The following is a 24,299-nucleotide window of genomic DNA, read 5'->3' on the forward strand; positions in this document are numbered from 1 at the left end:
CGGATCACTCCTGCACTGGACCCGCAAAATGATCGAGATCCGCCAACGCCACCCCGTCTTCGGCGTCGGATCCTACGTCGAACTCTCCGCCTCCAACCCCTCCGTCCTCGCCTTCACCCGCGAGATCTCCGAGGAGGAGAGCCCGTGGGGCGAGATGGACACGGTCCTGTGCATCAGCAACCTGTCGCGCTTCCCGCAGCCGGTCGAACTCGACCTGCGGCGGTTCGAGGGCTACTCCCCCGTCGAGTGCATGGGCGGCGTCCAGTTCCCGGCCATCGGCGAGCTGCCCTACCTGATGACGCTTCCCGGGCACGGGTTCTTCTGGTTCCAGCTGCTCCCCCCGGACGACGCCGACGCCGTCCCCGACCCGGCCCCGGGCACCGGCGCGGGCACGAGCGCGGGCACCGGCTCGGGAAAGGCCGTCTGATCGTGCTGCCACCTGAATCGGCGCTCGCGCGCGACCTCGCCGCGTGGCTGCCGCGGCAGCGGTGGTTCGGCGGCAAGGACGGCCCCATCGACGAGCTTTCCATCGGCACCGCGACCGAACTGCGCACCGGCGACCCCGGCCTGCACCACCTCGTCCTCGACGTCCGCCAGAACGGCGCCACCGACCGCTACCAGGTGCTCCTCGGCGTCCGCCGCGACCTGCCGGACCGGCTCCGGCACGCCGAGATCGGCGGGCCGCCCGGCCCGGACGGCACGCGGGACCGCCTGTACGACGCCGCGCACGACCCGGACCTGACCCGGGTCCTGCTGGACGGCCTCGCCTCCGAGGCGTCCGCCGGACCGCTGCGGTTCCGCAGGGCCGGCGGCGCCGGCATCAGGACGGACCTGGCGAGCCTGCCCATCACCGCCGAGCAGAGCAACACCTCGCTGCTGTTCGGCGACACCTACATCTGCAAGCTGTTCCGGCGGCTCAGCGACGGCGTCAACCTCGACCTGGAGGTCAACCTCGCGCTGACCCGCGGCGGCTGCGCCCACGTCCCCGCCGTCCTCGGGTGGATCGAGCTGGAACCGGAGCGGGGAGCGCGGACGGCCGGCGACGGCGAGCCGGTCACCCTCGGCCTCCTGTCGGACTACCTGCACACCGGCGCGGACGGCTGGAGCCTGGCGATCGCCAGCGTCCGGGACTGGTTCGCGCACACGCCGCCGCCCGGCGACGGTGAGTGGGCGGAGCTGGACGCGAGCGTCGCCGGCGGCGACTTCGCGGCGGAGGCCGAGCGCCTCGGGGCCGCGACCGCGGAGGTCCACCAGGCGCTCGCCGGAGCCTTCGGGGTGCGTTCCCTCCCGGCCGGCGAGGTGCACGCGATGGCGGCGCGGATGAACGCCGAGCTGACCGCCACCTGCCGCGCCGTGCCCGGCCTGGCCCCGCACGCGAAGGCGCTCACCGCGGCCTTCCTCGACCTGGCGGCGCAGGCGGGGCCGCTGCCGGTCCAGCGGGTCCACGGCGACTACCACCTCGGCCAGGTCCTGCGCACCGAGAGCGGCTGGACGCTGCTGGACTTCGAGGGCGAGCCGGCGCGGACGCAGCACGAGCGCCGGGCGCTCGCGCATCCGCTGCGGGACGTCGCCGGGATGCTGCGCTCCTTCGAGTACGCGGCCCGGTTCCTCATCGCCAAGTCCGGTACGGTGCCGCCCGAGCCGGGCGGCCGGCTGGAGACGCGGGCGCACGCCTGGGCGGCGCGCAACCGGGCCGCCTTCTGCCGCGGCTACGCGGCCGGCGGCGGTGCCGATCCGGCGGCGCATTCGGTGCTCATCCGCGCCTTCGAATTCGAGAAGGCGGTCTACGAGGTCCGGTACGAGGCGCAGAACCGGCCGGCCTGGCTGCCCGTTCCGCTCACCTCGCTGGCCCATCTGGCCACATGATCAAAGACACTGAAGGGCACCATTAATTCCGCGTCATGATCATGCAAAATCGGCGGGCATTCCCAATTTCCCGGCGATCAGCCGGGTACCCGGACTCTCGGCGAGGTGATGATCACCCGCCCCGCGGAAACCCGCGGCGAACCCGACGACGGGGAGCACAGGAATGTCCATCGCACGCCACGCACAGGGGAACGGCTCCGAAGGCGGAGCATTCGCCGGCCATGACCGCCGCGACCGGGCGGGCACCCGAAAACAGACGATGCTCCGGACCGCCGTCACCGTGACGGCGACCGGGCTCGCGCTCGCGGTCCCGCTGAGTTCGCAGGCCTGGGCGGACCTCAATCCGGCCGTCCTGAAGAGCCTTCAACTCGATTCCGCCACAGTGAAGCAGGTCAAGGCGTACGACAGGTACCGGACCCGTGAGGCGGAGCAGCGCGAGGACGCCAAGAAGGCCCTCAAGTTCGCCCGCAAGCAGATCGGCAAGCCCTACCGGTGGGGCGCGGAGGGTCCGGGCGGCTACGACTGCTCCGGGCTTGCGATGGCCGCGTGGCGCAAGGCGGGCGTCGACATTCCCCGCGTCACGCACGCCCAGTACCGGAAGGTGAAGCGGAAGGTGAAGCTCAAGAACCTCAAGCCGGGGGACCTGATCTTCTTCCGGGGCCGCAACCATGTCGGGATATATGTGGGCGACGGAAAGTACCTCCATGCGCCCCGCACCGGGCAGAAAATCCGCATCGACAAGCTCACCAAGAGCCGCAAGAGGCAGTTCGCGGGGGCGGTCCGGCCCGGTGCGCCCGAGCGCAAGAAATGGTCGCCGTCGGTGAGGGAGCTCGTCGAGAAGATCGACCGGATGAGCGCGCAGAAGAGGGCGGACCATAAACCGCCTGATAAGGAGCGGACCCCCCAGATTCCGCCACCTAACGACACAGCAACCAAAACCGACAACTCCCCGATGAACGCCCCCGGACACATCCCGGCAGAGCAGGCCGCGCCGTCAGGCCCCGCCTCCCAGCCGGACGATTCCGCGGCTCAGGATCCGCGAAGCGACGCACCGTCGGAGAACAGGAAGCCCGAACCCCGGCCGATGTACGACGCGAACCAGTCCGCGGCATCGGGCCAGTTCCGTCCCTGGGACATGAATCTCGGCGGCGACGAACCCGGCCCCTTCTCGGCACCGGGCCGCACCGCCGGCTGACGCGAACGACCGGACGCCGGCGGGGCCGCGGCGAACCCGCGATGGCCGCCGGCGATCCGCCCGCTCCGGGCCCTGGGGCTACGGGGCCGGGCGGAGGTGGCCGTCCAGGAGGCCGTCGAAGCTCAGCCGGACCAGGGTCTCGCCCAGGGACGACATCTCGCGCAGCGTCTCCGTCAGGCGGGCCAGTTCCTGGAAGGCGTGGCCGTAGGCGCGCTGGCGTTCGAGGGACAGCCGGGGGATACGGATCCGGCGCAGGTCCGTGCGGCTCGATCCCGTGCCGGTGCGGGACTGCGCGAAGGTCAGGAAGCCGGCCAGGAACCGCGCGTCGAGCCGCTTCCCGTCCGGGCGGTAGAGGGTGAGGTAGGGGCCGAGCGCGGCGCCGTGCTCGGTGACGACCCGGGCGGAGCCGCCGGCGGTGGAGACGACGTCGCCGGGTTGGAGCACGATCAGGCCGGGACCGGCGGCGGACGTCCCGGACGGGCCCGTCCCGGCGGCCACGTCGTCCGCGGTGAGGACCGGCACGTCGCCGCCGGACGGCAGCCGGGCCGGGGCGTGGCTGATCGTGACGACCCCGGCCTTGGCCAGCTCGGAGAGGGTGGTGAACGGCAGGGGCCGCCGGTCCGGCAGCAGTTCGAGGCCGGGCGGGTCCGGGGCGGCTGCCGACAGCCGGCCGAGGGCCTCGGTGAAGCGGCGGCCGAACGCCTCGCCGGTCTGCCGCGGACGGTGCCGCGACGGGCTCACGTCGACCTCGTCGTCGAGCAGGTCGATGACCGGGACGCAGAACTCGCCGTCCGGGTACCGGTCCCATTCCCGCTCGGCCCGCGCGAAGTCGCCGTCCGCGTCCAGGAGGAGCACCCCGGCCGGCGGCCGTTCGCCGGCCTTCGGGCGGTGCAGGAGCCACAGGTCGGGACCGCCGGGCGCCAGCGTCACCACGCCCCGCAGCGCGCCGGCGCGGAGCAGGTTGCCGCGGATGCGGCGGCCCGGGCGGCGGCTCGCGACCGCCGACGGCATCAGCACGGCGGCCCGGCCGCCGGGCCGCACGTGGGCCAGGCAGTGCTGGACCCAGGCGAGTTCGGGTTCGCCGCGCGGCGGCAGGCCGTGCTCCCAGCGCGGGTCGCCGGCCAGGTCCTCGTGGCCCCACGCGCGGTCGCCGAACGGCGGGTTGCACACGACGGCGTCGGCGACCTCGCCGGGGAAGGCGTCGCCGCGCAGCGAGTCGCCGGGGACGACATCCGCGGGCGTACCGGCCATCAGCAGCCTGACCGCGGTGATGCGGGCGGCGGCCGGGTTGCCGTCCTGGCCGAGCGCCGTTCGCGCTTCGGGCGTCGCCAGCAGCAGGGTGCCGAGCCCGCAGGCCGGGTCCAGGACGACGTCGCCCGCGCGGCAGGCGAGGCGCGTCATGAGCCGCGCCACGTCCGGGCGCGTGACGACGAGCCGCCGCGAGTGGGCCTGGACGTAGCGCTCGACGAGCAGGCCGAACGCGGCGGCGTGGCCGTGTTCGGCGGCGAGGTCGGCGAGCAGGCCGGGCAGGCCGGGGTCGTCCGGCTCTATGCCCGGCCAGGGCACCTTGACGGGGTCTCCGCGCAGTTCGAGGAGGCGCAGCCCGGCCCACCCGACGAGGTCGGCGAGCTGGAAGTCGTCGCCGGACGCGCGGAGCCGCTGCCAGAGCCGGTCGGCCGCCGACACCTCGAACGGCTTGCCGTTGCGGTGCAGCCAGCCCTCGATGTCGGCGAGCGAGAACAGCGGGCTGGTCGCCGTGCCGCCGACCGGGCGCGGGAAGTCGCCGTGGCGGCGACGCCAGTTGCTGACGGTCGCGCGCCCAACGCCGGCCAGCCGCGCGATGTCGCCGGCGGTCACACCAGGGTCACCGCTCATGGCAGAACCCTACTTGATCTTTGCAACATCGATCGGCTCGGAAAATGACTGTGAACTGAGTCAATTTACCAGTTGATGGAAGTCGGCCGAACGCTCCCGGGCGCGCGTCACGGGCGGCGGAACCGGCGGCCGAGGCGGGCGAGGGGGCCGGTGTCGTCGGCGGCGCCGATCATCAGCGGCTCCAGCCGGGGGGCGATCGAGGGCGCGATGACGTCCGCGACGACGCAGGTGATGTTGTCCTGCCCGCCGGCCTCGTTGGCGAGGTCGATGAGGCGCGTGACGGCGTCCGCCGGGCTCGGCGCGCGGGCCGTCGTCTCGCGTATCTCCTCCCGTGCGACGAGCCCGGAGAGGCCGTCGGAGCACAGCAGGTAGCGGTCGCCGGGGCGGGCGTCGTACCGGAAGACGTCGGGCTCCCCGCTGCTCCCGCTCTGCAGCGCCTTGACGAGCGCCGACCCCTTGGGATGGCGCGCCGCCTCCTCCTCGGTGAGCTGCCCGCCCTCCACGAGGGACTGGACCATCGTGTGGTCGCGGGTCAGCTGGTACAGCTCTCCGGCGCGCAGGACGTAGGCGCGGGAGTCGCCGATGTGGGCGACCGTGAAGCCCGCCCCGTCCCAGGCCATCGCGGTCAGGGTCGTGCCCGTCCGCGCCATCTCCGGGTCGTCCCGGCCGAGGTCGTCCAGCAGCGCGGAGACCTCGGCCACCCCGGCGGCGAGATCCTCCGCCGGGTCGCCGGCGAGCGGCAGGGCGGCCATGGTCTCGATGGCCGTCCGGCTCGCGACGTCGCCGTGCGGGTGGCCGCCCATCCCGTCGGCGACCGCGAGCAGCCGCGGGCCCGCGAAGGCCGAGTCCTCGTTCGTCTTCCGCCTCCGGCCGACATCCGTCCCGGCCGCGAAGCGAAGCACATGGTGAGCCATGCATCCCATGCAAGCACGTTAAAACACAATTCACAAGCATTCGCCCCGGCCGGTCGACCGTTCCCACAGGGTGTCTTGGTGGCCGCGCGGCGTTCCGCGGCGGACGGGACCCGGCAGCCGGGCGGCGTTCCGGACATGACGGATCCGCGGTCGCCATGACCTTGCCATTCGCTTACCCGCGCATGGGCATCGCCCCCTCGGCGCGAGGGCATCAACAGGGCTCTTGCGACTTACGGGCGTTAGGGGGACGCGATGTGGGATTTCGCGGGCCGTGACACCGCCATCGACATGGGAAGCGCGACCGTCCGGATGCACGTGAAGGACCGCGGGGTCGTCTGCCGGGAACCGTCGCTCCTCGCCCGCTGCCGGCACACCGGGCGCATCCTCGCGCTCGGCGGCCCGGCGCAGGCGATGGCCGGACGCAACCCGGACGTGACCCTCGTCCGGCCGGTGCGCGAGGGCGCGCCGACCGAGACCGACGCGGCCGAGTACATGATGCGGGCGCTCGTCCGCCGGCACCAGAAGCGGCACTACACCGCCCGCCCGCGGCTGGTCGTGACGGTTCCGAGCGGGCTGACCTCCGTCCACTACCGGGCGCTGCGGTTCTCCGCCTACCAGGCCGGGGCGCGGCGGCTCACGCTCGTGCCGACGCCGATCGCCGCCGCCGTCGGGATGGGCATGACCTCGTCGCTGCGGTCGGAGATCACGGTCATCGCCGACATCGGCTCGGACGTCACCGACGTCGGCGTCATCGCGTTCGGCGGCCTCGTCACCTCGCGTACCACGCTCATCGGCGGGTCGGCGCTGGACCGCGCGATCGTCGACCTCGTCCGGCGCGAGCACCACGTGGCGCTGTCGCGGTCGGCGGCGGAGGCCGCGAAGCTGGAGGTCGGGGCGGTTCCGCCGCTCGAACGGCGGCCGGTGGGGCAGACCGTCGTGCACGGGCGCGACATCGCCTCGGGGATGCCACGGTCGCTCGTCCTCACCACCGTGGACATCGGCCGGGCGATCGCCGACCCCGTCTCCGAGATCGTCGACGCCATCGGCGCCGGCGTCACCGGGTGCTCCCCGGAGATCTCCGGGGAGCTTCTCAGCGTCGGCGTCACGCTCACCGGCGGATGCTCCCGGCTGCCGGGCCTGGAGCGGCTGATCCGCGACCGTACGGGCCTGGCCGCGCGGGTCGGGGACGACACCGGCGACGCGGCCGTCCTCGGCGCGGGCGAGATCCTGCGCTCGGCGCGCTCCCAGGAGCCGCCCGCCCGCGACAGCGCGCCGAACCCGCATCTGATGACGACGCTGCCCGAGCTCGAATACTGACCCGTTTCCACGGCGCGGGACGCGGTGGCGCGTCACGATGGACGCATGTCCTTCGAAGGGATGCCGGGACACGACCTGATCAACGTCGTCAGGGAACTGGAGCCGGTGGCGGCCGTCCGCGATCAGGAGGCCGCCGAGCGGCGCCGCGCCTATCCGGAGATCGTGGGCGTGGGACCACCGGAGTTCGGCTGCGCCGAGCAGGCCGGCGGCGGCTGGCGGATCCTGTCGCTCGGCGCCCTGGACCCCGGGGAGGCCCGCGTCGACCTGGCGGTGCACCTCCGCGGCATCGCCGCGGACCACGAGCCCGCGGTGCACAAGGAGATGCTGCTGCTCGCGGACGCCCTCGAGGAGGCGGCCCTCGAAGGGGCGCCCGGCGCGGGCGAGGGAGCGGGCCAGGGCGCGCCCGGCCGCAACGAGTGCGCGGCCGGGCCGCTGCGGTTCCGGGTCGTCCGGGTGCTGGGCCTCGCCCGGTTCGGCGGCGACGGGCCCGAGCCCGCCCGCGTCACCGACGGCGAGGACGGCCCGCTGCTCGACCACCCCATCGATCCCGCGGCCCCGGTCGGCCCGGCCGACGCGGCGCTGAGGCAGGAGCTGCTGAGCGCGGTCCCGGCGGCCGGGACCGTCCCGGACGAGCAGCGCCACGAGGCCGCCGCCGCCGTCAAGGAGTATCCGGGCGTCGTGCTGCTGCCCCCGGACTTCACCGTCATGGAGGACCGGGACGACCAGTGGCGGCCGATCACCGGCGGGACCGGCCCGCAGGACGCCCGCGACTCCCTCGCGCACTACTTCCGCGCGCTGCTGCCGCTCGACACGCCCGAGGGCTGCGCGCCGCCGAGCCCCGGTGAGCTGGCCGAGTACGCGCGGGCCGCCGACCGCATCGACGCGGACGGCGGCATCGAGTTCGTCGCGTGCGGGCGGCGGTTCCGGATCGTGCGGGTGATCCGGATGATCCGGGTCGGCCCGGACGGCCCCGAGCCGCCGCGCCGCTCCGACGAGGATCTCTGACCCGCGCGGGGACCGGAATAGGATCTCGTCCCATGAGCGACGCACCCGACATCGACGGCCCCGGAGTTCCGCGTCTGCACGAGGTGTCGGACGGGTTGTACGCCTACATCCAGCCCGACGGAACGTGGTGGATCAACAACACCGGTCTCCTCGTCGGGAAGCGCGGTGCGACCAGCGTGGACTCCTGCTCGACCGAGCGCAGGACCCGCGCCTACCTGGAATCGATCCGGTCGGTCACGGACCGGCCCGTCCGGACCCTGGTCAACACCCACCACCACGGCGACCACACGTTCGGCAACTACCTGTTCTCCGGCGCGACCGTCGTCGGCCACGAGGAGACGCGCACGGGCGCGCTCGCCTGGGGCGAGCCGTTCGACGAGCCGTTCTGGACGAAGGTGGAGTGGGGCGACGTCGAGATCGAGCCGCCGTTCCTCACCTACACCGACGGCGTGACCCTCTGGGTGGACGACCTGCGCTGCGAGGTCCGGCACGTCGGGACGCCCGCGCACACCACCAACGACTCGATCGTGTGGGTCCCGGAGCGGCGCGTGCTGTTCTGCGGCGACCTGCTGTTCAACGGTGGCACCCCGTTCCTGCTGCAAGGGTCGGTCTCCGGTGCGCTCAAGGTGCTGGAGGAGGTCATCGCGCCGCTGGACGCGGAGACGATCGTCCCCGGCCACGGCCCGGTCGCCGGCCCGGAGCTGATCGACCGCGTGGCCGGGTACCTCCGGTTCGTGCAGACGACGGCCGCCGCGGCGAAACCGGCCGGGCTGACTCCGCTGGAGGCCGCTCGCGAGGCCGACCTCGGCCCGTTCGCGGAGCTGACCGACGCCGAGCGGCTCGTCGGCAACCTGCACCGGGCCTACGCCGAACTCGACGGCCTCGCACCCGGCGGCGAGATCGACGCGGCCGCCGCGATCGGCGACATGATCACCTTCAACGGAGGCCGCCCCCTGACCTGCCGCGCCTGACCCCGAGCGGGCGGGGGCAGGTGACCGGCCGACGCGTGGTCAGTGCGGGACGAGCCGCTGGATCACCGAGACGGCACGGGTCAGGTGCGGTTCCGTGCGGTCGGTCCGGTGGGCCACCGCGAGGTCGACGTACGCGGCGGGGCGTACCAGCGGCCGGAAGGCGACGCCTTCGAGGGCCAGGGCCGTCACCGGTTCGGGGACGACGGCCACGCCGAGCCCGCCCGCCACGAGGGTGATCAGGGTGGAGGTCTCCCCGACCTCGTGGCGGATCCGGGGCTCGACGCCGGCGTCGCGGAAGAGCCCGAGCACGACGCCGTACATCACCGAGCGGCGGTCCGCGGAGTGCACGATGAGGTCGGCGTCCGCCATGTCGGTGACTCCCACCTCCCGCAGTGCGGACAGGGGGTCGCCGGAGGGGACGGCGACGACGAGCCGGTCCCGGCGCAGCGGCAGGACGGTGAGCGAGGGGTCCTGGATCGGTGGCCGCAGGAGCGCCAGGTCGATCTCGCCGGCCCGCAGCGCCGCGGTCTGGTCGGGCACCAGCATCTCGCCGCGGAAGGAGAAGTCGACGCCGGGCAGTTCCAGGGAGAGGCCGCGGGAGATCGCGGGCAGCAGGCTGTAGGTCGCCGAGCCCACGCAGCCGATCGCGAGACGGCCGACCGCGCCCGCCGCGACCCGGCGGGCCTCGTGCGCCGCCTCGTCCACCTCGCCGAGGATCTTCCGGGCCCGTGCCAGGTAGCCGCGGCCCGCGTCGGTGAGGCCGACCCGGCGCGTGCTCCGGTGGAGCAGTTCCACGCCCAGCTCGGCCTCCAGCCGGCGGATCGCCTGCGACAGCGGCGGCTGGGCCATGGCGAGGCGCTCGGCGGCGCGTCCGAAGTGCAGTTCCTCGGCGACCGCGACGAAGTACCGCAGGTGGCGCAGATCCATATGGCCAACGTCTTAATTGGAGTGAATATTGATACTTCACTATATCAAGGGAGGTCGCCTAGCCTCGGATCATGAGCTCCTTCCTGTACTCCGCCGTCCGGACGCCGTTCGGGCGGTTCAACGGCTCCCTGTCGGGCGTCCGGCCGGACGACCTCGCGGCGGGAGTGATCACCGCGCTGCTGGACCGGGCGCCCCGGCTGGACCCGGGGGCGATCGGCGAGGTCGTCTGGGGCAACGCCAACGGCGCGGGTGAGGAGAACCGCAACGTCGGCAGGATGGCCGCGCTGCTCGCCGGGCTGCCGACCGGTGTGCCGGGCACGACCGTCAACCGGCTGTGCGGCTCCAGCCTCGACGCGGCGATGATCGGCTCCCGGACGATCGAGACGGGCGACGCCGATGTCGTCGTGGCCGGCGGAGTGGAGTCGATGACCCGGGCGCCGTGGGTGCTGCCGAAGCCGGCCAAGGGCTTCCCGCCCGGTGACCTCGCCGCGGTCTCGACCACGCTCGGGTGGCGGCTGGTGAACCCGCGCATGCCGAAGGAGTGGACGGTCTCGCTCGGCGAGGCCAACGAACTCCTCCAGGAGAGGTACGGCATCGGCCGCGAGCGCCAGGACGCGTTCGCCCTGCGTTCCCACCGGCTGGCGGCGGCGGCCTGGGACGACGGTTTCTACGACGACCTCGTCGTCCCGGCCGGTGAGCTGAAGCGCGACGAGGGCATCCGTGCCGACTCCTCGCTGGAGAAGCTGTCCGGGCTCAAGCCGAGCTTCCGCCCGGACGGCACCATCACCGCCGGCAACGCCTCGCCGCTGAGCGACGGCGCGTCCGCGCTGCTGCTCGGGTCGGCGGCCGCCGCCGAGCGGATCGGCCTCGACCCGATCGCGCGCATCGCCGGACGGGGCGCGTTCGCGCTCGACCCGCAGGACTTCGGCTACGCCCCCGTCGAGGCGGCGAACCGCGCCCTCGCGCGGGCCGGGACCGGCTGGCACGAGGTCGGCGCGGTCGAGCTCAACGAGGCCTTCGCCGTCCAGTCGCTCGCCTGCGTCGACGCCTGGGGCGTCGATCCGGAGATCGTCAACACCCGGGGCGGCGCGATAGCGATCGGGCACCCCCTCGGGGCCAGCGGCGCCCGCGTCCTCGGCACGCTCGCGAAGGTGCTCCGCGAGCGCGGCGAGCGCTGGGGCGTCGCCGCGATCTGCATCGGCGTCGGGCAGGGCCTGGCCGTCGTCCTGGAGAACACGAGCTCGGAGAACGGGGAGGCCGGAGCGTGAGCCGGGCGGAGATTCTGGAGAGCGTCGACGAGGCCGTCCGCGGGATCGAGGACGGCAGCACCGTCCTGGTCGGCGGCTTCGGCTTCGCCGGGATGCCGTTCGACCTCATCGACGGGCTGATCCGGCAGGGCGCGAAGGACCTCACCATCGTGTCCAACAACGCCGGGAACGGAGAGGTCGGGCTGGCCGCGCTGCTCAAGGCCGGACGCGTGCGGAAGGTGATCTGCTCCTTCCCCCGGCAGAGCGACTCCCACGTCTTCGACGAGCTCTACCGGACGGGGAGGATCGAGCTGGAGGTCGTGCCGCAGGGCAGCCTCGCCGAGCGGATGCGCGCGGCGGGCGCGGGCATCGGCGCCTTCTACTGCCCGACCGGCGTGGGCACTCCCCTGGCCGAGGGCAAGGAGACCCGGACCATCGACGGGCGCGCCCACGTCCTGGAGTACCCCATCAAGGGGGACGTGGCGCTGATCAGCGCCCATCGGGCCGACACGATGGGCAACCTCGTCTACCGCAAGACCGCCCGCAACTTCGGACCCGTCATGGCGACGGCCGCGACCACCACGCTCGCGCAGGTCGGCGGCGTCGTCCCCGCCGGGGAGATCGACCCGGAGGCGGTCGTCACGCCCGGCATCTTCGTCGACCGCGTGGTGCGGGTCGAGGAGCGGCACTACACCGTCCAAGGAGCGCGCTGACATGTCCCTCTCCCCGGATGAGCTGGCCGCGGTCGTCGCCCGCGACATCCCCGCCGGCTCCTACGTCAACCTCGGGATCGGGCGCCCCACCAAGGTCGCCGACCATCTCCCCGGCGACTCGGGCGTCGTGCTGCACACCGAGAACGGGATGCTGAACATGGGTCCCGCCGCCGCCGGCGAGCAGATCGACCCCGATCTCACCAACGCCGGCAAGGTCCCGGTGACCGAGCTTCCCGGAACGTCCTACTTCCACCACGCGGACTCCTTCGCCATGATGCGCGGCGGCCATCTCGACGTGTGCGTGCTGGGGGCGTTCCAGGTCTCGGCCACCGGGGACCTCGCCAACTGGAGCACCGGCGCTCCCGGCGCCATCCCGGCGGTCGGCGGCGCGATGGATCTGGCGATCGGCGCCAAGCAGGTCTTCGTGATGATGACGCTCTTCGACAAGGAGGGCGGGTCCAAGCTCGTGCCCGCCTGCACCTACCCCCTGACCGGCGTCGGCTGCGTCAGCCGGGTCTACACCGACGTCGCCGTCTTCGACGTGGGCCCGGACGGGGCGGCGATCCGTGAGACCTTCGGTGTCACGGCCGAAGAGCTCCGCAACCGGCTGCCCGTCCCCCTCGCGTCACCGTGACCGTGTCCGCCTTCGCCGACGCGAGGGGCACCGGCGTGAACATCGGCGGCTCCTCCGAGGGGTACCCGGCCGTTCACGACCGGGTGCGCATGTCCTCCTCGACCGCGTCGGCGGCTTTGCGGGCGGCGATCAGGACCGGGTCCCAGACGGGCGCGAACGGCGGCGCGTAGCCGAGGTCGAGGCCGGTCATCTCCTCGGCCGTCATCCCGTTCCACAGCGCGATGGCGAGGCCGTCGATGCGTTTGGCGGCGTTCTCCTCGCCGACGATCTGCGCGCCGAGCAGCCGGCCGGAGCGGCGCTCCACGATGAGCTTGGTCTTCATCGTCGTGGCGCCGGGGTGGTACCCGGCGCGGGTGGTGGACTCCACGACCACGCTCAGCGACGCGAACCCGGCGGCCGCCGCCTCGCTCTCGTTCAGCCCGGTGCGGGCGACCTCGACTCGGCAGATCTTGGCGACGGCGGTCCCGGCGACGCCGGGGAAGGTGGCGTAGCCGCCGCCGAGGTTGATGCCCGCGACGCGTCCCTGCTTGTTGGCGTGCGTGCCGAGCGGGATCGCGACGGGGCCGCCGGACACCAGGTGGCGGGTCTCGACGCAGTCCCCGGCCGCCCACACCCGTTCGGTGCGGGTGCGCATCCGGCGGTCGGTGACGACGCCGCCGGTCGGGCCGGTCTCGATCCCGGCGGTGCGGGCGAGGCCGGTGTCGGGCTTCACGCCCAGGCCGAGGACCACCAGATCGGCGGGGAGGGTGCGGTTCCCGGTGCGGACGGCCGTGACGTGCCCGTCCCCGGAGGTGTCGAAGCCCTCGACCGGCTCCCCCAGGTGCAGCTTCACGCCGATGTCGCGCATCGCGTCCGCGATGACCGCGCCCATGTCGGGGTCGAGGGTCTGCATCGGCTGGTCGGCGAGGTCCACGAGGGACACCTCCAGGCCCCGCATCACCATCGCCTCGGCCATCTCCAGGCCGATGTAGCCGCCGCCCACCACGACGGCGCGGCGCGGCCTCCCCTGTTCGAGGGCGCGGCGGATGGCGATCCCGTCATCGAGGGTCTGGACGCCGTGGACGCCCTTGGCGTCCGCGCCGGGCAGGGGCGGACGCACGGGGACGGCACCGGTCGCGACCATGAGGTGGTCGTAGGGCTCCCAGCGTTCGCCGCCGCCCTCCAGGTCGCGGACGCGGACGCGGGCGCCGTCCGGGTCGATCTCGACGGCCTCGGTGCGCATGCGCAGGCCGATGTCCCGGTCGCGGAACTCGGCGGGGGTGCGGGCGATCAGACTGTCGGGCTCCTCGACCACACCGCCGACGAGGTACGGGATGCCGCACGCCGAGTAGGAGGCGTGGTGCCCGCGCTCGACGGCGAGGATGTCCAGTTCGCCGGCGCCGCGGAGCCTGCGGGCCTGGGACGCGGCGCTCATCCCGGCGGCGTCGGCCCCGATCACGAGCAGCCGTTCACGTGCGGGCATTCCATCGCCTCCCTGGGGGTGGTGTTCAGATTCCGTAGACGCGGCGGGCGTTGCCGGACGCGATCATCTCCGCGACGCGCCCGGCGTCCCGGGCCGTCCACGCGCCGTCCGCGACTCCCCCGGCGAGGAGGCCCGCCAGGCCCCGCCGGAACAGCAGCGCGCCCAGGTGGTACAGCTCGGCGAGCCCGAACGCGTCGGACGAGTACAGCACCTTCCCGAACGGCGCCAGTTCGAGCAACTCGGCGATCAGCGCGGGCGCGCGGTGGCCGAGGTTGTGGGTCGCGAGCCCGGCGTCGACGTAGACGTTCGGGAGCACCTGCGCGAGGTAGCCCGCCTGCCGGTGGAAGGGATAGTTGTGCAGGAGCATAGCCGGGACGGGGTCCATGGCGCGCAGCAGCTCGATGAGCAGCAGCGGGTCGCCGCGGCGCAGGTCGGCGTCCACGTCCCCGTACCCGACGTGGAACTGCACCGGCAGCCCGGCGTCGACCGCGCAGAAGACCAGGAACCGGTGCAGGACCTCGTCGCAGACCCGCGGCCGCTCCTGCCGCATGAGCCGCCCCGCCGCCGCGGTCACCTCCGCGCCGGACGGCCGTTCCCCCGACAGCTCCAGCCCGGCCCGGTAGGCGGCGATGGACTTGGCCCCGGCCGCGTCCCGCGCGCCGAGCCGGGCCCGCACCTCATGCGCGAACCGCGCCGCGTCGACGCCGTCCGCCGCGACCTGCTCGGCGACGGTCTCCAGCCGGACGATCTCGTGGGCCCTCGCTCCGGCGAGCCGTCCGAGTTCCCATGGGTCGAGCATCGCCCGCGGGGTGTACCCGGTGTCCACGCACAGCGTCTCCAGCCCGGCCGCCAGCAGGAACCGCCGGTTGACCTCGGCCGCGCCCAGCTCGGCGCGGCGGGCGAGGTAGGCGTCGGGCTCGGCGTGGGACTCCAGGTCCAGGACGGCGGGGCACCAGCGCCGCAGCGCGAACCCGACCTGGGTGTCGAACATGCTCACGCCCGGCGGGCCCGGCGTCTCCGCCTCCGTGAGCAGCTCCTCGAACGCCTCCCGGTCGAGATCGCGGTCGAGGACGCCGTGGCAGTGGTGGTCGACCAGCGGCAGAGACTCCCATTCGTCCTGCACCGCGCGCCCCTCCTCCATGAAACCGGTCTCCGATCTTTCTACGATGCCCTGAGGAGCCGCGCCCATCCTCCGCCACTCCGATCGGAGCCAGCACCGTGGAACAGATCCCCGAAACCGTCACCGCCGGGCAGGCGCTCGACGCCCGTACGCGCGCCCAGCTCGGAGCCCGCGCCTCCAGTACGGCGCGGCGGCTGACCGGGCAGGGCATCGTGGCCGTCGCGCTCACGTGGGTGGACATCAGCGGTATCACCCGCACCAAGACCGTCCCGGTGGAGCGGCTGGAGCACGCGGCCAAGTGGGGGGTCGGGATGTCCCCGGTGTTCGACGTGTTCCTGCTGGACGACTCCATCGTGTCCGGGAAGCACATCGGCGGGCCGGTCGGGGACCTGCGGCTCCACCCGGACCTGGACCGGCTCGTCCCGCTGGCGGCGCTGCCGGGCTGGGCGCACGCGCCGGCGTTCCGGTACGCGCAGGACGGCACCCTTCACCCGCTCGACACGCGCGCCCTGCTGCGCCGCGAGACGGAGCGGCTCGCGGACCGCGGATGGACGGTCAGGACGGCGTTCGAGATCGAGTGGGCCGTGTCGAAGGGCGACGGAGACGACTTCTCGCCCGCCTGCCGCGGACCGGCGTACGGGATGACGCGGGTCACCGAGCTGGCCGGCTACCTGCGGGACGTCCTGACGGCGCTCAAGGAGACCGGCGTCACGGTCGTCCAGCTCCACCCGGAGTACGCGGCCGGGCAGTACGAGGTCTCGGTGGCCCCGGAGGACCCGGTCGGCGCGGCCGACACCGCCGTCCTGGTGAAGGAGACGATCCGGGCCGTGTCGACGGCGCACGGCCTCGCCGCGTCGTTCTCCCCGAAGGTCGAGGCGGACTCGGTCGGCAACGGCGCGCACGTCCACCTCAGCCTGTGGCGGGCGGACGGGGACGGGCGGCCGGTGAACGCGATGGCGGGCGGCGACGGGCCCTGCGGGATGACGGCCGCCGCGGAGGCGTTCACCGCCGGGATCCTGCACCGGCTGCCGGCGCTGCTGGCGGTCGGGGCGCCGGCGGTGGCCAGCTACCTGCGGCTCGTTCCGTCGCACTGGGCGGGCGCGTTCGCGTGCTGGGGACCGGAGAACCGGGAGGCGGCGCTGCGCTTCGTCACCGGCGCGGACGGCGAGCAGCCGGCCGCGGCGAACCTGGAGGTCAAGTGCCTGGACGCCGCCGCCAACCCGTACCTTCTGCTCGCGGCGCTACTGGCGGCCGGACGCGACGGGATCGGCGCCGAGCGCAGGCTGCCGGAGCCGGTCGGCGTGGACCCGGCCGGCCTGCCGGAGGACGAGCGCGCCGCCCGGGGCATCGCCGCGCTGCCGGCGTCGCTGGCCGAGTCGGCCGCCGCGTTCGAGGCCGACCCCGTCCTGCGGGACGCGCTCGGCGAGGCCGTCACCGACACCGTCTCGGCCGTGCGGCGCGGGGAGATCGACCTGTTCGACGGCGCGACGCCCGAGCAGGTGGCCGCCGCCACCCGCTGGCGCCACTAGGGCCGGTCCGGCGGTGGGACGTCGGCGCGGCCCGCGGCCACGACCTCGCCGGGGCCGAACGGCTGGACGCGCACCTGGGGCTCGCCGCAGGCGCAGCGGGTGTAGGTCACCACGCCCTCCGACGTCAGGTGACGGGAGAGCACCTCGTAGACCTGGGATTCGGGCCAGCCACAGCATGGGCATTCCTCCACCGCGCATCCCCATGTGAGTGCGTGTTCCAGCGTGTAAGGGTTATAACTAAGATGACATTTACAGCATGACATGCCGGCGGAGGTCATGGCAATGCGGATAACCGGGTACAAGAGCCACGGCGTGGCCGCGGCCGCGGCGCTGGTCAACGCCGTCACCAGCGCGGACGGCGACGACTCCGCGGACGCGCTGCGCCGGATCCTGCGCGAGAACGAGTTCTTCTGGGAAGAGTTCGGGGACGCCGACGCCGCCGCCTTCCGGGACTGGGGACGGATCCTGCGGCCGTTCTTCGAGGCCGCACGCGTCGAGGACGCGATGGCGCTGCTGAACGGCCTCATGCTGGAGGTCCCCATGCACCCGCACCTCGCCGACCACGAGCCGCACGGCCTGCACATGCACTACGCGCCGCCCTCGTCCCGGCTCCCCGACCGGTTCCGCGCGACCACGCTCATGAACCTCGCCGAGCTGATCGTCGAGCACGGTCTCGGCCGGACGGGGGTGTGCGCGGCGGACGACTGCGACCGCGTGTACGCCGACACGTCCCGCGCGGGACGCCGCCGCTTCTGCTCCGAGGCCTGCGCGAACCGCACGAACGTCGCCGCCTTCCGCGCCCGCCGCCGCTCCTGATCCGGCGCGGGGGCACACGGATCCGGGCTTTGCCGCGACATTGCCCGGACGCGGGAAGGACCCCGGTATGGCACCCGCGTTCTTCCGCCGCCGCGACCGTTCCGAGCGGACCGGCCGCTCGCCGCTGCGTGTGGCGACGGAGGTGCAGTCCGCCGTCTTCCGCATCGCGCGGCTGACGATCACCGCCACCCTGTCCTACGTGCTGGCCCTGGCGGTCCTGGGGCCGGACGGGCCCAGACCGCTGCTGGCACCGCTGACCGCGCTGCTGGTCGTCCAGTTCTCCATCTACCGGACGATCAGGGCGGGCATCCTGCGGGTCGGCGCGGTCACCTCGGGCGTGCTCGTCGCGGTCATGGCGGCGAGCACGATCGGGTTCCACTGGTGGACGCTGGGGCTGACCATCCTCGCCGCGCTCACCATCGGGCACCTCCTGCGGCTGCACGAGCACGTGCTGGAGTCGGCGATCAGCGCGATGCTGATCTTCGCCCTGGGGACGGCCAGCGAGGCCGGCGCCAGCGCGCGCGTCCTGGAGACGCTGATCGGCGCCGCGACCGGGCTGGCGGCGACGCTGCTGGTGCCGTCGGTGCGGGTGCGGCCCGCCGAGGACGCCGTCCAGAACATCACCGAGAAGCTGTGCGCGCTGCTCGGGGAGATCGCCGACGGGCTGCGGGCGGAGCCCGTCAAGGACCAGGCCGCCGGCTGGCAGGGTTCGGCCGAGCAGCTCGCCCAGGAGATCGGCCGGCTCGACCGGGAGCTCAAGGAGGCCGAGGAGAGCGTCGCGCTCAACCCGCGGACGCAGGCGCGGCGGCTCATCGACGCCGGAGTCGGGCTCCGCGACGCCATGATGACGATCGAGCACTTCACGCTCTCGCTGCGCGGACTGACCCGGTCGCTGGCCGACGACGAGCGGTTCGGCGAGCGCGGGCGGCTGCTGACCGAACCGGAGCTGCGCCGCGAGCTCGGCGACGTCCTGGCCGGGATCGCCGCGAGCATCGCGTCCTACGGAAGGCTGGTCCGCTCCGACCTCGCCCGCGACGCGCGCCCCGTCCGCGCCGAGCAGGACCTCGAGGTGCGGGTCGACATCGCCCGCGAGCGCCGCGCCCGGCTCACCCGGGGGCTGCGCCGGCGGGCGGAGTCCGGGGAGCTGTGGCCGCTGTACGGCGAGGTCTCCATGGACGTCGACCGCCTCATCGAGCACCTGCGGGTGGAGCACCGCGCCCGCGCCCGCGAGCACTGGCGGCGGCACCGGGGCGCGGCCCGGCACCTGCCCGCCCGGCCCGTGCGCGTCGTCCAGCAGGCCGGCCACCAGCTGCGCAGGGCCGCCGAGTCGGCCGCCGCGGCGGCCGAGCGCGATGCCGGGGAGGCCGGCGCCCGGAACCGCCGCGACCCCCCGGATTGATCTTCGCGAGGGGTCAAGTTTCGGCGGGACCGGCGAAATCCCTATGCTTCGGGCATGCGGCAGGACGAGGATGCGGGCCGGGTGACCCTGGCCACTGTGGCCGATCAGGCCGGTGTGTCGGTTTCGACGGTTTCGAAAGTCCTGAACGGGCGCGAGGACGTGTCCAGCAAGACCCGCGTTCGGGTGGAGCAGCTGCTGGAGCAGCACGGCTACCGGAGGGGCGTGCGGTCGGCCCCCGACGCGCCGCTCATCGAGATCGTCCTGCACGAGATCGAGAGCCTCTGGACGATGGAGCTCATCCGCGGGGTGGAGAGCGTCGCCAAGGCCAACGGCGCGAGCGTGGTGCTGACCGAGAGCGGCACCCGGCACTCCCCCGGCCCCGAGTGGATCGGCGGGGTGCTGCGCCGCCGGCCCATCGGCGTCGTGCTGCTGTTCTCCAGCCTCGCGCCCGCGCACAAGAAGCGGCTGCGGGCCCGCTCGATCCCGTTCGTCATCATCGACCCGGCCGGGGACCCGGAGCCGGACGTCCCGTCGGTCGGCTCGGCCAACTGGTCCGGCGGCCTGGCGGCGACCCGGCACCTCATCGACCAGGGCCACCGGCGCATCGCGATCATCACCGGGCCGGCGGACATGCTGTGCTCGGTCGCCCGGCTGGACGGGTACCGCTCGGCGATGGGCATGGCCGGGCTGGAGGTCGACCCGTCCCAGGTCGCCTACGGCGACTTCCACGTGGCGGGCGGCTTCGAGCGGGCGAGGGAGCTGCTCGGGCGGCCCGACCGGCCCACGGCGATCTTCGCCGGGAGCGACCTGCAGGCGCTCGGGGTCCTGGAGGCCGCGCGCGTGCACGGGCTGCGCGTCCCGGACGACCTGTCGGTCGTGGGGTACGACGACGTCGCGGTCGCGCCCTGGGCCAGCCCCGCGCTGACGACCGTCCACCAGCCGCTGCGGCAGATGGCCGAGGCCGCGACCCAGATCCTGCTCGGCATCCGGGCCGGGGAGGCCGTCGCCACCCGCATGGAGCTGTCGACCAGCCTCGTCGTCCGCAAGAGCACCGCCCCTCCGCCCGGCACGGACCGGCGGCAGCGAAATGTTTCGCCCGCTACCGCCGGGTGAGACGGTACGCCAGGGCGGTGTGGCGGCGTCCGGCGCCGGCGGTGCGGACGGCGGCGGCGAGCGCGCGGCGCGACCCGACGAGGACGACGAGCTTCTTCGCACGGGTGATCCCCGTGTAGAGGAGGTTGCGGCGCAGCATCATCCACGCGCCGGTCGTGAGCGGGATGACGACGGCCGGGTACTCGCTGCCCTGTGACCGGTGGATCGTGATCGAGTAGGCGTGGGCGAGTTCGTCCAGCTCGTCGAAGGCGTAGTCGATGCTCTCGTCCTCGTCCGTCACGACGGTGAGGGACTGGTCTTCGACGGAGACGGACGTGACGACGCCGACGGTCCCGTTGAAGACGCCCGCCTCGCCCTTGTCGTAGTTGTTGCGCAGCTGGGTGACCTTGTCGCCGACGCGGAAGACGCGGCCGCCGTAGCGGCGCTCGGGACGCGCGTCGTCGTGCGGGGTCAGGGCCTCCTGGAGCAGCGTGTTCAGGGACCCCGCCCCGGCGGCGCCCCGGTGCATGGGCGCGAGGACCTGGACGTCGCGGCGCGGGTCGAGGCCGAACCTGCGGGGGATGCGGTTGGCGACGACGTCCACGGTCAGCTCGGCGGCCTCGTCCTGCTCCTCGCACGGGAACAGGAAGAAGTCGGGGTAGCCGCTGGTGTGGGGGTGGTCGCCGGAGTTGACGCGGTGCGCGTTGACGACGATCCCGGACCGCTGCGCCTGCCGGAAGATCTTCGTGAGCCGGACGCGCGGGATGGCCTCGGCGCCGAGCAGGTCGGCGAGCACCTCGCCCGCGCCGACGGACGGGAGCTGGTCGACGTCCCCGACGAGCAGCAGGTGCGCGCCGCGCGGGATCGCCTTCACCAGCTTGTTGGCGAGGACCAGGTCGACCATCGAGCTCTCGTCCACCACGACCAGGTCGGCGTCGAGGGGGTTGTCCTGGTCGAACTTGGGGTCGCCGCCGGGCTGGAGCTGGAGGAGGCGGTGGACGGTCGCGGCCTCGTGCCCGGTCAGCTCGGCGAGGCGCTTGGCGGCGCGCCCGGTCGGCGCCACGAGGACGATCCTGGCCTTCTTCGCGGCGGCCAGCTCCACCACCGAGCGGACGGTGAAGCTCTTGCCGCAGCCGGGCCCGCCGGTCAGCACCGACACCTTGGAGGTCAGCGCGAGCTTGACGGCGTCCTCCTGCTCGGAGGCGAGGGCCTGGCCGGTGCGCCGCTTCAGCCAGGGCAGGGCCTGGTCCCAGTCGACTCCGGCGAACGCCTTGAGCCGGTCGTCCGGCGCGTCGAGCAGGTCCAGCAGGCCGCGGGCGAGGGAGCGCTCGGCCCGGTGGAACGGGACCAGGTACACCGCCGGGATCGTCGCCGCGTCCTCGCCCTCCCCCGGAATCGGCTCCCGGACGACGCCCTCGTCGCGGGCCAGCTCGTCCAGCGCCGGGACGATCAGCTCCCGCTCGACGCCGAGGATCTTCACCGCCGCGGTGACGAGGTTCGGCTCGGGCAGGAAGCAGTGGCCGTCGTCGGCGGCCTCCGACAGCGTGTACTGGAGCCCGGCCTTGATCCGCTCGGGGCTGTCGTGGGGGATGCCGACGGCCTGCGCGATCGTGTCGGCCGTCTTGAACCCGATGCCCCACACGTCCGACGCGAGCCGGTAGGGCTCCTTGCGGACGGTGTCGACGGACGCGTCGCCGTACCGCTTGTAGATGCGGACGGCGAGGGATGTCGAGACGCCGACGCCCTGCAGGAAGACCATCACCTCCTTGATGGCCTTCTGCTCCTCCCACGCCTCGCCGATGCGTTTCGTCCGCTTGGGGCCGAGGCCCTGCACCTCGACGAGGCGCTGCGGTTCCTCCTCGATGATCCGGAGGATGTCGGTGCCGAAATGCTCGACCATCCGGTCGGCCATCACCGGCCCGATCCCCTTGATCATTCCGGAGCCGAGGTAGCGGCGGATGCCCTGGACGGTCGCCGGCAGGACGGTCGTGTACGACTCGACCTCGAACTGCTTGCCGTACTTGGGATGCGAGCGCCACCGCCCGACCAGCCGCAGGCTCTCCCCCACCTGCGCGCCGAGCAGCGCGCCGACGACCGTGAGCAGGTCGCTTCCGCTCTTGGCGGTCGCCACCCGGGCGACGGTGTACCCGGTGTCCTCGTTCGCGTAGGTGATCCGCTCCAGGACGGCTTCGAGCTCCGCGGGCCGCGGCGGCGTGGCATGGGGTGACGGGGAGGTCGGCACGATCATCATGATGGCCGATGAACGGGCGTCGCGCCCGCCGCAACCTCCAGCACGCCCGTCTCGGTGACCAGCGCGGTCACCAGGCGGGCGGGTGTGACGTCGAACGCGGGGTTGAACCCGCCCACCCCGGCCGGGGCGGTCCTCGCGCCGCCCCAGGTCAGGACCTCCTCCTCGGGGCGTTCCTCGATGGGGACGCCCTCGCCGTCCGGAACGGCCGGGTCGACGGTGCTCCACGGCGCGGCGACGACCAGGGGGATCCCGGCCGCCTGGCAGGCCAGCGCCACGCCGACCGAGCCGATCTTGTTGGCGGTGTCGCCGTTGGCGGCGATGCGGTCCGCGCCGATGACGGCCACGTCCGCAAGGCCGCGGAGGATCGTGCTGGGCGCCGCGGCGTCCGCCTGGACGAGGCAGGGGATCCCGTCCCGGTCGAGTTCCCACGCGGTGAGCCGCGCGCCCTGGAGCAGCGGGCGGGTCTCGTCCGCGTAGACCATCGCGACACGGCCCCGCTCGTGGAGTTCCCGGACGATGCCGAGGGCCGTGCCCCATCCGGCGGTGGCGAGGGCACCGGCGTTGCAGTGGGTGAGGACGCGCAGGGGCCGGTCTCCCACGCGTCGCAGGATCCAGTCGGCGCCGAAGGCGCCGATGGCGCGGTTGGCGCGCACGTCCTCGTCCAGGAGCGCCTGCGCCTCGGCCGCGACGGCGTCGGCGCCCTTCGCGACGAAAGGGAGCACGCGGTCGACGCCCGCGGCCAGGTTCACCGCGGTCGGGCGGGCCTCGCGGACGGCGGCGATCGCGGCGTCGCGCAGGTTGTCGTCCCATCTCTCTCGCGCGGCCTCCCGGAGGGCGATGGCGACGCCGAAGGCGCCCGCCACGCCCAGCGCGGGGGCCCCGCGCACGACCAGTCGCCGGATCGCGTCCACGAGCGCGTCGACGTCGCGGACCACGAGGTACTCGACCCGGCCGGGGAGGGCGGTCTGGTCCAGGAGCCTCAATCCGTCGCCGGTCCACGTGATCGTCCGCACATCGCTCGTCATACCGCCCATGATGCCCGGAAAATCCCCGGAACCCCCACACCACCGGGCCTTTCGGCCCTCGCGGTCGCACTCTGTGACCTGCGATAACTTGACACAGGTCGAACCTGTGTTCGAAATTGTTCCGTGGGGCGAGAGGAGGACGACCGTGCCGGATGCGGCGCTGCGGGAGCTGGCCGCGGCTCTGGACGCGACGGGGCTCGACCCCGCACCGCGCGACACGGTACCCGTGCTGCCCGCGCTGCGCCCGGTCGTCCCCGGCGGGCTGCGCCCCGGGTCGGTCGTGGGCCTCGGCGGGCCGGGCGCCGCGTCGCTCGGCTCGGCGCTCGTCGCGGGCGCGTCCCGGCACGGCGGCGAGGACGGCGCGGGCGGGTGGTGCGGCGTCGTCGGGCTGCCCGGCTTCGGCGTCGCCGCGGCGGCCGGGATGGGCGCCGCGCCCGAACGCCTCCTCCTCGTCGACGACCCCGGCGACCGCTGGCCCGATGTGGTCGCGGCGCTCTGCGAGGCGGTGGAGCTGATCCTGCTGTGCCCACCCGAGCGTCCCGGCCCGGCCGCCGTCCGCCGCCTGTCGGCGCTCGCCCGCAAGCACGGCTGCGTCCTCACGCTGACCGGCCCGTTCGCCGGCGACTGGCCGGGCACCCGGCTCCGCCTCCGCCTGGACGCCATGGCCTGGGACGGCATAGCCGAGGGGCACGGCCGCCTCACCGGGCGCCGCGCCCGGATCGTCGCGGAGGGCCGCGACGCCCCGGGCCGCGGCCGCCGCACCCGGGTCTGGCTCCCCGCCCCCGACGGCACGGTGCGGCCGGACGAGAGCGTCCGGCCGCCGCTGCAACTCGTTCCCGAGCCCGTCGCCGACGGAGCCCCGGTCCATCCGAGGACTTCCGCCCTTCCGCCGCGCGTCCAGGTACCGGCCGAGGAGGGGATCGCATGACGCGGGTCCTGGT

General features: G+C 73.8%; 22 protein-coding genes. 14 read left to right on the top strand and 8 right to left on the bottom strand.

The window, feature by feature from the left end:
• The 3 genes from E1281_RS18775 to E1281_RS18785 form a co-directional block, all read left to right on the top strand.
• Positions 1 to 427: alpha-glucosidase C-terminal domain-containing protein (locus E1281_RS18775; RefSeq protein ID WP_207943350.1), on the top strand; the 427-nt coding region annotated here is incomplete at its 5' end.
• Between the two features lie 2 nt (positions 428 to 429).
• Entirely contained in the window at positions 430 to 1,866 is a 1,437-nt protein-coding gene (locus tag E1281_RS18780; protein ID WP_131879940.1) for a phosphotransferase, read from the top strand.
• A gap of 163 nt (positions 1,867 to 2,029) precedes the next feature.
• Positions 2,030 to 3,061, top strand: coding sequence for a C40 family peptidase (locus E1281_RS18785; RefSeq protein WP_131879942.1), 1,032 nt, complete (start codon positions 2,030 to 2,032; stop codon positions 3,059 to 3,061).
• Positions 3,062 to 3,139: 78 nt separating this feature from the next.
• Here E1281_RS18785 and E1281_RS18790 read toward each other — a convergent pair whose 3' ends face one another.
• Together E1281_RS18790 and E1281_RS18795 are read right to left on the bottom strand one after the other, a co-directional pair.
• A complete protein-coding gene (locus tag E1281_RS18790) occupies positions 3,140 to 4,936 on the bottom strand; it encodes an N-6 DNA methylase (protein WP_131879944.1) in 1,797 nt (598 codons plus the stop codon).
• Positions 4,937 to 5,043: 107 nt separating this feature from the next.
• Positions 5,044 to 5,850 (bottom strand): protein phosphatase 2C domain-containing protein, encoded by an 807-nt coding sequence (locus E1281_RS18795; RefSeq protein ID WP_207943351.1) that lies wholly within the window; start codon positions 5,848 to 5,850, stop codon positions 5,044 to 5,046.
• A 252-nt stretch (positions 5,851 to 6,102) separates the two neighbouring features.
• On the opposite strand from E1281_RS18795, the gene E1281_RS18800 reads away from it, so the two are divergent.
• From E1281_RS18800 to E1281_RS18810, 3 genes are read left to right on the top strand one after another with little or no spacing between them, the layout of a single operon-like run.
• Positions 6,103 to 7,167 (top strand): rod shape-determining protein, encoded by a 1,065-nt coding sequence (locus E1281_RS18800; protein ID WP_131879948.1) that lies wholly within the window; start codon positions 6,103 to 6,105, stop codon positions 7,165 to 7,167.
• 45 nt (positions 7,168 to 7,212) lie between these two features.
• Complete coding sequence (locus E1281_RS18805) at positions 7,213 to 8,172, top strand: DUF5954 family protein (protein ID WP_131879950.1); 960 nt, start codon at positions 7,213 to 7,215, stop codon at positions 8,170 to 8,172.
• Between the two features lie 32 nt (positions 8,173 to 8,204).
• Positions 8,205 to 9,143 (top strand): MBL fold metallo-hydrolase, encoded by a 939-nt coding sequence (locus E1281_RS18810; RefSeq protein ID WP_131879952.1) that lies wholly within the window; start codon positions 8,205 to 8,207, stop codon positions 9,141 to 9,143.
• A gap of 39 nt (positions 9,144 to 9,182) precedes the next feature.
• Here E1281_RS18810 and E1281_RS18815 read toward each other — a convergent pair whose 3' ends face one another.
• Positions 9,183 to 10,070, bottom strand: coding sequence for a LysR substrate-binding domain-containing protein (locus tag E1281_RS18815; RefSeq protein WP_131879954.1), 888 nt, complete (start codon positions 10,068 to 10,070; stop codon positions 9,183 to 9,185).
• Between the two features lie 71 nt (positions 10,071 to 10,141).
• Between E1281_RS18815 and E1281_RS18820 the strand changes: the two genes are divergently transcribed.
• The 3 genes from E1281_RS18820 to E1281_RS18830 are packed head-to-tail and all read left to right on the top strand — an operon-like array spanning position 10,142 to position 12,664.
• On the top strand, positions 10,142 to 11,338 hold the full coding sequence (locus tag E1281_RS18820) for a thiolase family protein (RefSeq protein ID WP_207943352.1): 1,197 nt from the start codon (positions 10,142 to 10,144) through the stop codon (positions 11,336 to 11,338).
• A complete protein-coding gene (locus tag E1281_RS18825) occupies positions 11,335 to 12,030 on the top strand; it encodes a 3-oxoacid CoA-transferase subunit A (protein ID WP_131879958.1) in 696 nt (231 codons plus the stop codon). The genes E1281_RS18820 and E1281_RS18825 overlap by 4 nt, the downstream gene beginning before the upstream one ends.
• A gap of 1 nt (position 12,031) precedes the next feature.
• Positions 12,032 to 12,664, top strand: a complete 633-nt coding sequence (locus E1281_RS18830) for a 3-oxoacid CoA-transferase subunit B (protein ID WP_131879960.1) — start codon at positions 12,032 to 12,034, stop codon at positions 12,662 to 12,664.
• A gap of 73 nt (positions 12,665 to 12,737) precedes the next feature.
• Here E1281_RS18830 and E1281_RS18835 read toward each other — a convergent pair whose 3' ends face one another.
• Both E1281_RS18835 and E1281_RS18840 read right to left on the bottom strand, forming a co-directional pair.
• The gene (locus E1281_RS18835; RefSeq protein ID WP_131879962.1) at positions 12,738 to 14,126 is read right to left on the bottom strand and encodes an FAD-dependent oxidoreductase; all 1,389 of its coding nucleotides are present in this window, start codon (positions 14,124 to 14,126) and stop codon (positions 12,738 to 12,740) included.
• 25 nt (positions 14,127 to 14,151) lie between these two features.
• Positions 14,152 to 15,267, bottom strand: a complete 1,116-nt coding sequence (locus E1281_RS18840) for an amidohydrolase family protein (RefSeq protein WP_131879964.1) — start codon at positions 15,265 to 15,267, stop codon at positions 14,152 to 14,154.
• A 77-nt stretch (positions 15,268 to 15,344) separates the two neighbouring features.
• Between E1281_RS18840 and E1281_RS18845 the strand changes: the two genes are divergently transcribed.
• Complete coding sequence (locus tag E1281_RS18845; RefSeq protein ID WP_243717103.1) at positions 15,345 to 16,775, top strand: glutamine synthetase family protein; 1,431 nt, start codon at positions 15,345 to 15,347, stop codon at positions 16,773 to 16,775.
• Here E1281_RS18845 and E1281_RS18850 read toward each other — a convergent pair.
• Positions 16,772 to 16,918, bottom strand: coding sequence for a hypothetical protein (locus E1281_RS18850; RefSeq protein ID WP_165958997.1), 147 nt, complete (start codon positions 16,916 to 16,918; stop codon positions 16,772 to 16,774). The two genes, E1281_RS18845 and E1281_RS18850, sit on opposite strands and share 4 nt — an antisense overlap.
• A gap of 133 nt (positions 16,919 to 17,051) precedes the next feature.
• Here E1281_RS18850 and E1281_RS41940 point away from each other — a divergent pair, with 133 nt between their 5' ends.
• The 3 genes from E1281_RS41940 to E1281_RS18865 all read left to right on the top strand — a co-directional run bounded on the left by E1281_RS41940 (position 17,052) and on the right by E1281_RS18865 (position 20,103).
• A complete protein-coding gene (locus E1281_RS41940; protein WP_131879968.1) occupies positions 17,052 to 17,591 on the top strand; it encodes a CGNR zinc finger domain-containing protein in 540 nt (179 codons plus the stop codon).
• Between the two features lie 67 nt (positions 17,592 to 17,658).
• Positions 17,659 to 18,990: an aromatic acid exporter family protein gene (locus E1281_RS18860; protein ID WP_131879969.1), complete on the top strand. Its 1,332-nt coding sequence runs from the start codon at positions 17,659 to 17,661 to the stop codon at positions 18,988 to 18,990.
• A gap of 54 nt (positions 18,991 to 19,044) precedes the next feature.
• A complete protein-coding gene (locus E1281_RS18865) occupies positions 19,045 to 20,103 on the top strand; it encodes a LacI family DNA-binding transcriptional regulator (protein WP_131879971.1) in 1,059 nt (352 codons plus the stop codon).
• Here the strand turns inward: E1281_RS18865 and E1281_RS18870 are convergent.
• A complete protein-coding gene (locus E1281_RS18870; RefSeq protein WP_131879977.1) occupies positions 20,090 to 22,330 on the bottom strand; it encodes an ATP-dependent RecD-like DNA helicase in 2,241 nt (746 codons plus the stop codon). The genes E1281_RS18865 and E1281_RS18870 overlap by 14 nt on opposite strands.
• Positions 22,330 to 23,358 carry an S-methyl-5-thioribose-1-phosphate isomerase gene (mtnA, locus tag E1281_RS18875; protein ID WP_131879973.1) on the bottom strand — a complete coding sequence of 343 codons (1,029 nt, stop codon included), beginning with the start codon at positions 23,356 to 23,358 and terminating at the stop codon, positions 22,330 to 22,332. Before mtnA ends, E1281_RS18870 begins: the two co-directional genes overlap by 1 nt.
• Positions 23,359 to 23,503: 145 nt before the next feature.
• Between mtnA and E1281_RS18880 the strand changes: the two genes are divergently transcribed.
• Positions 23,504 to 24,286, top strand: coding sequence for a hypothetical protein (locus tag E1281_RS18880; RefSeq protein ID WP_207943353.1), 783 nt, complete (start codon positions 23,504 to 23,506; stop codon positions 24,284 to 24,286).
• Positions 24,287 to 24,299: the final 13 nt, after the last annotated feature.

This window comes from Actinomadura sp. KC345 (genome assembly GCF_004348515.1).
GTDB lineage: Bacteria > Actinomycetota > Actinomycetes > Streptosporangiales > Streptosporangiaceae > Spirillospora.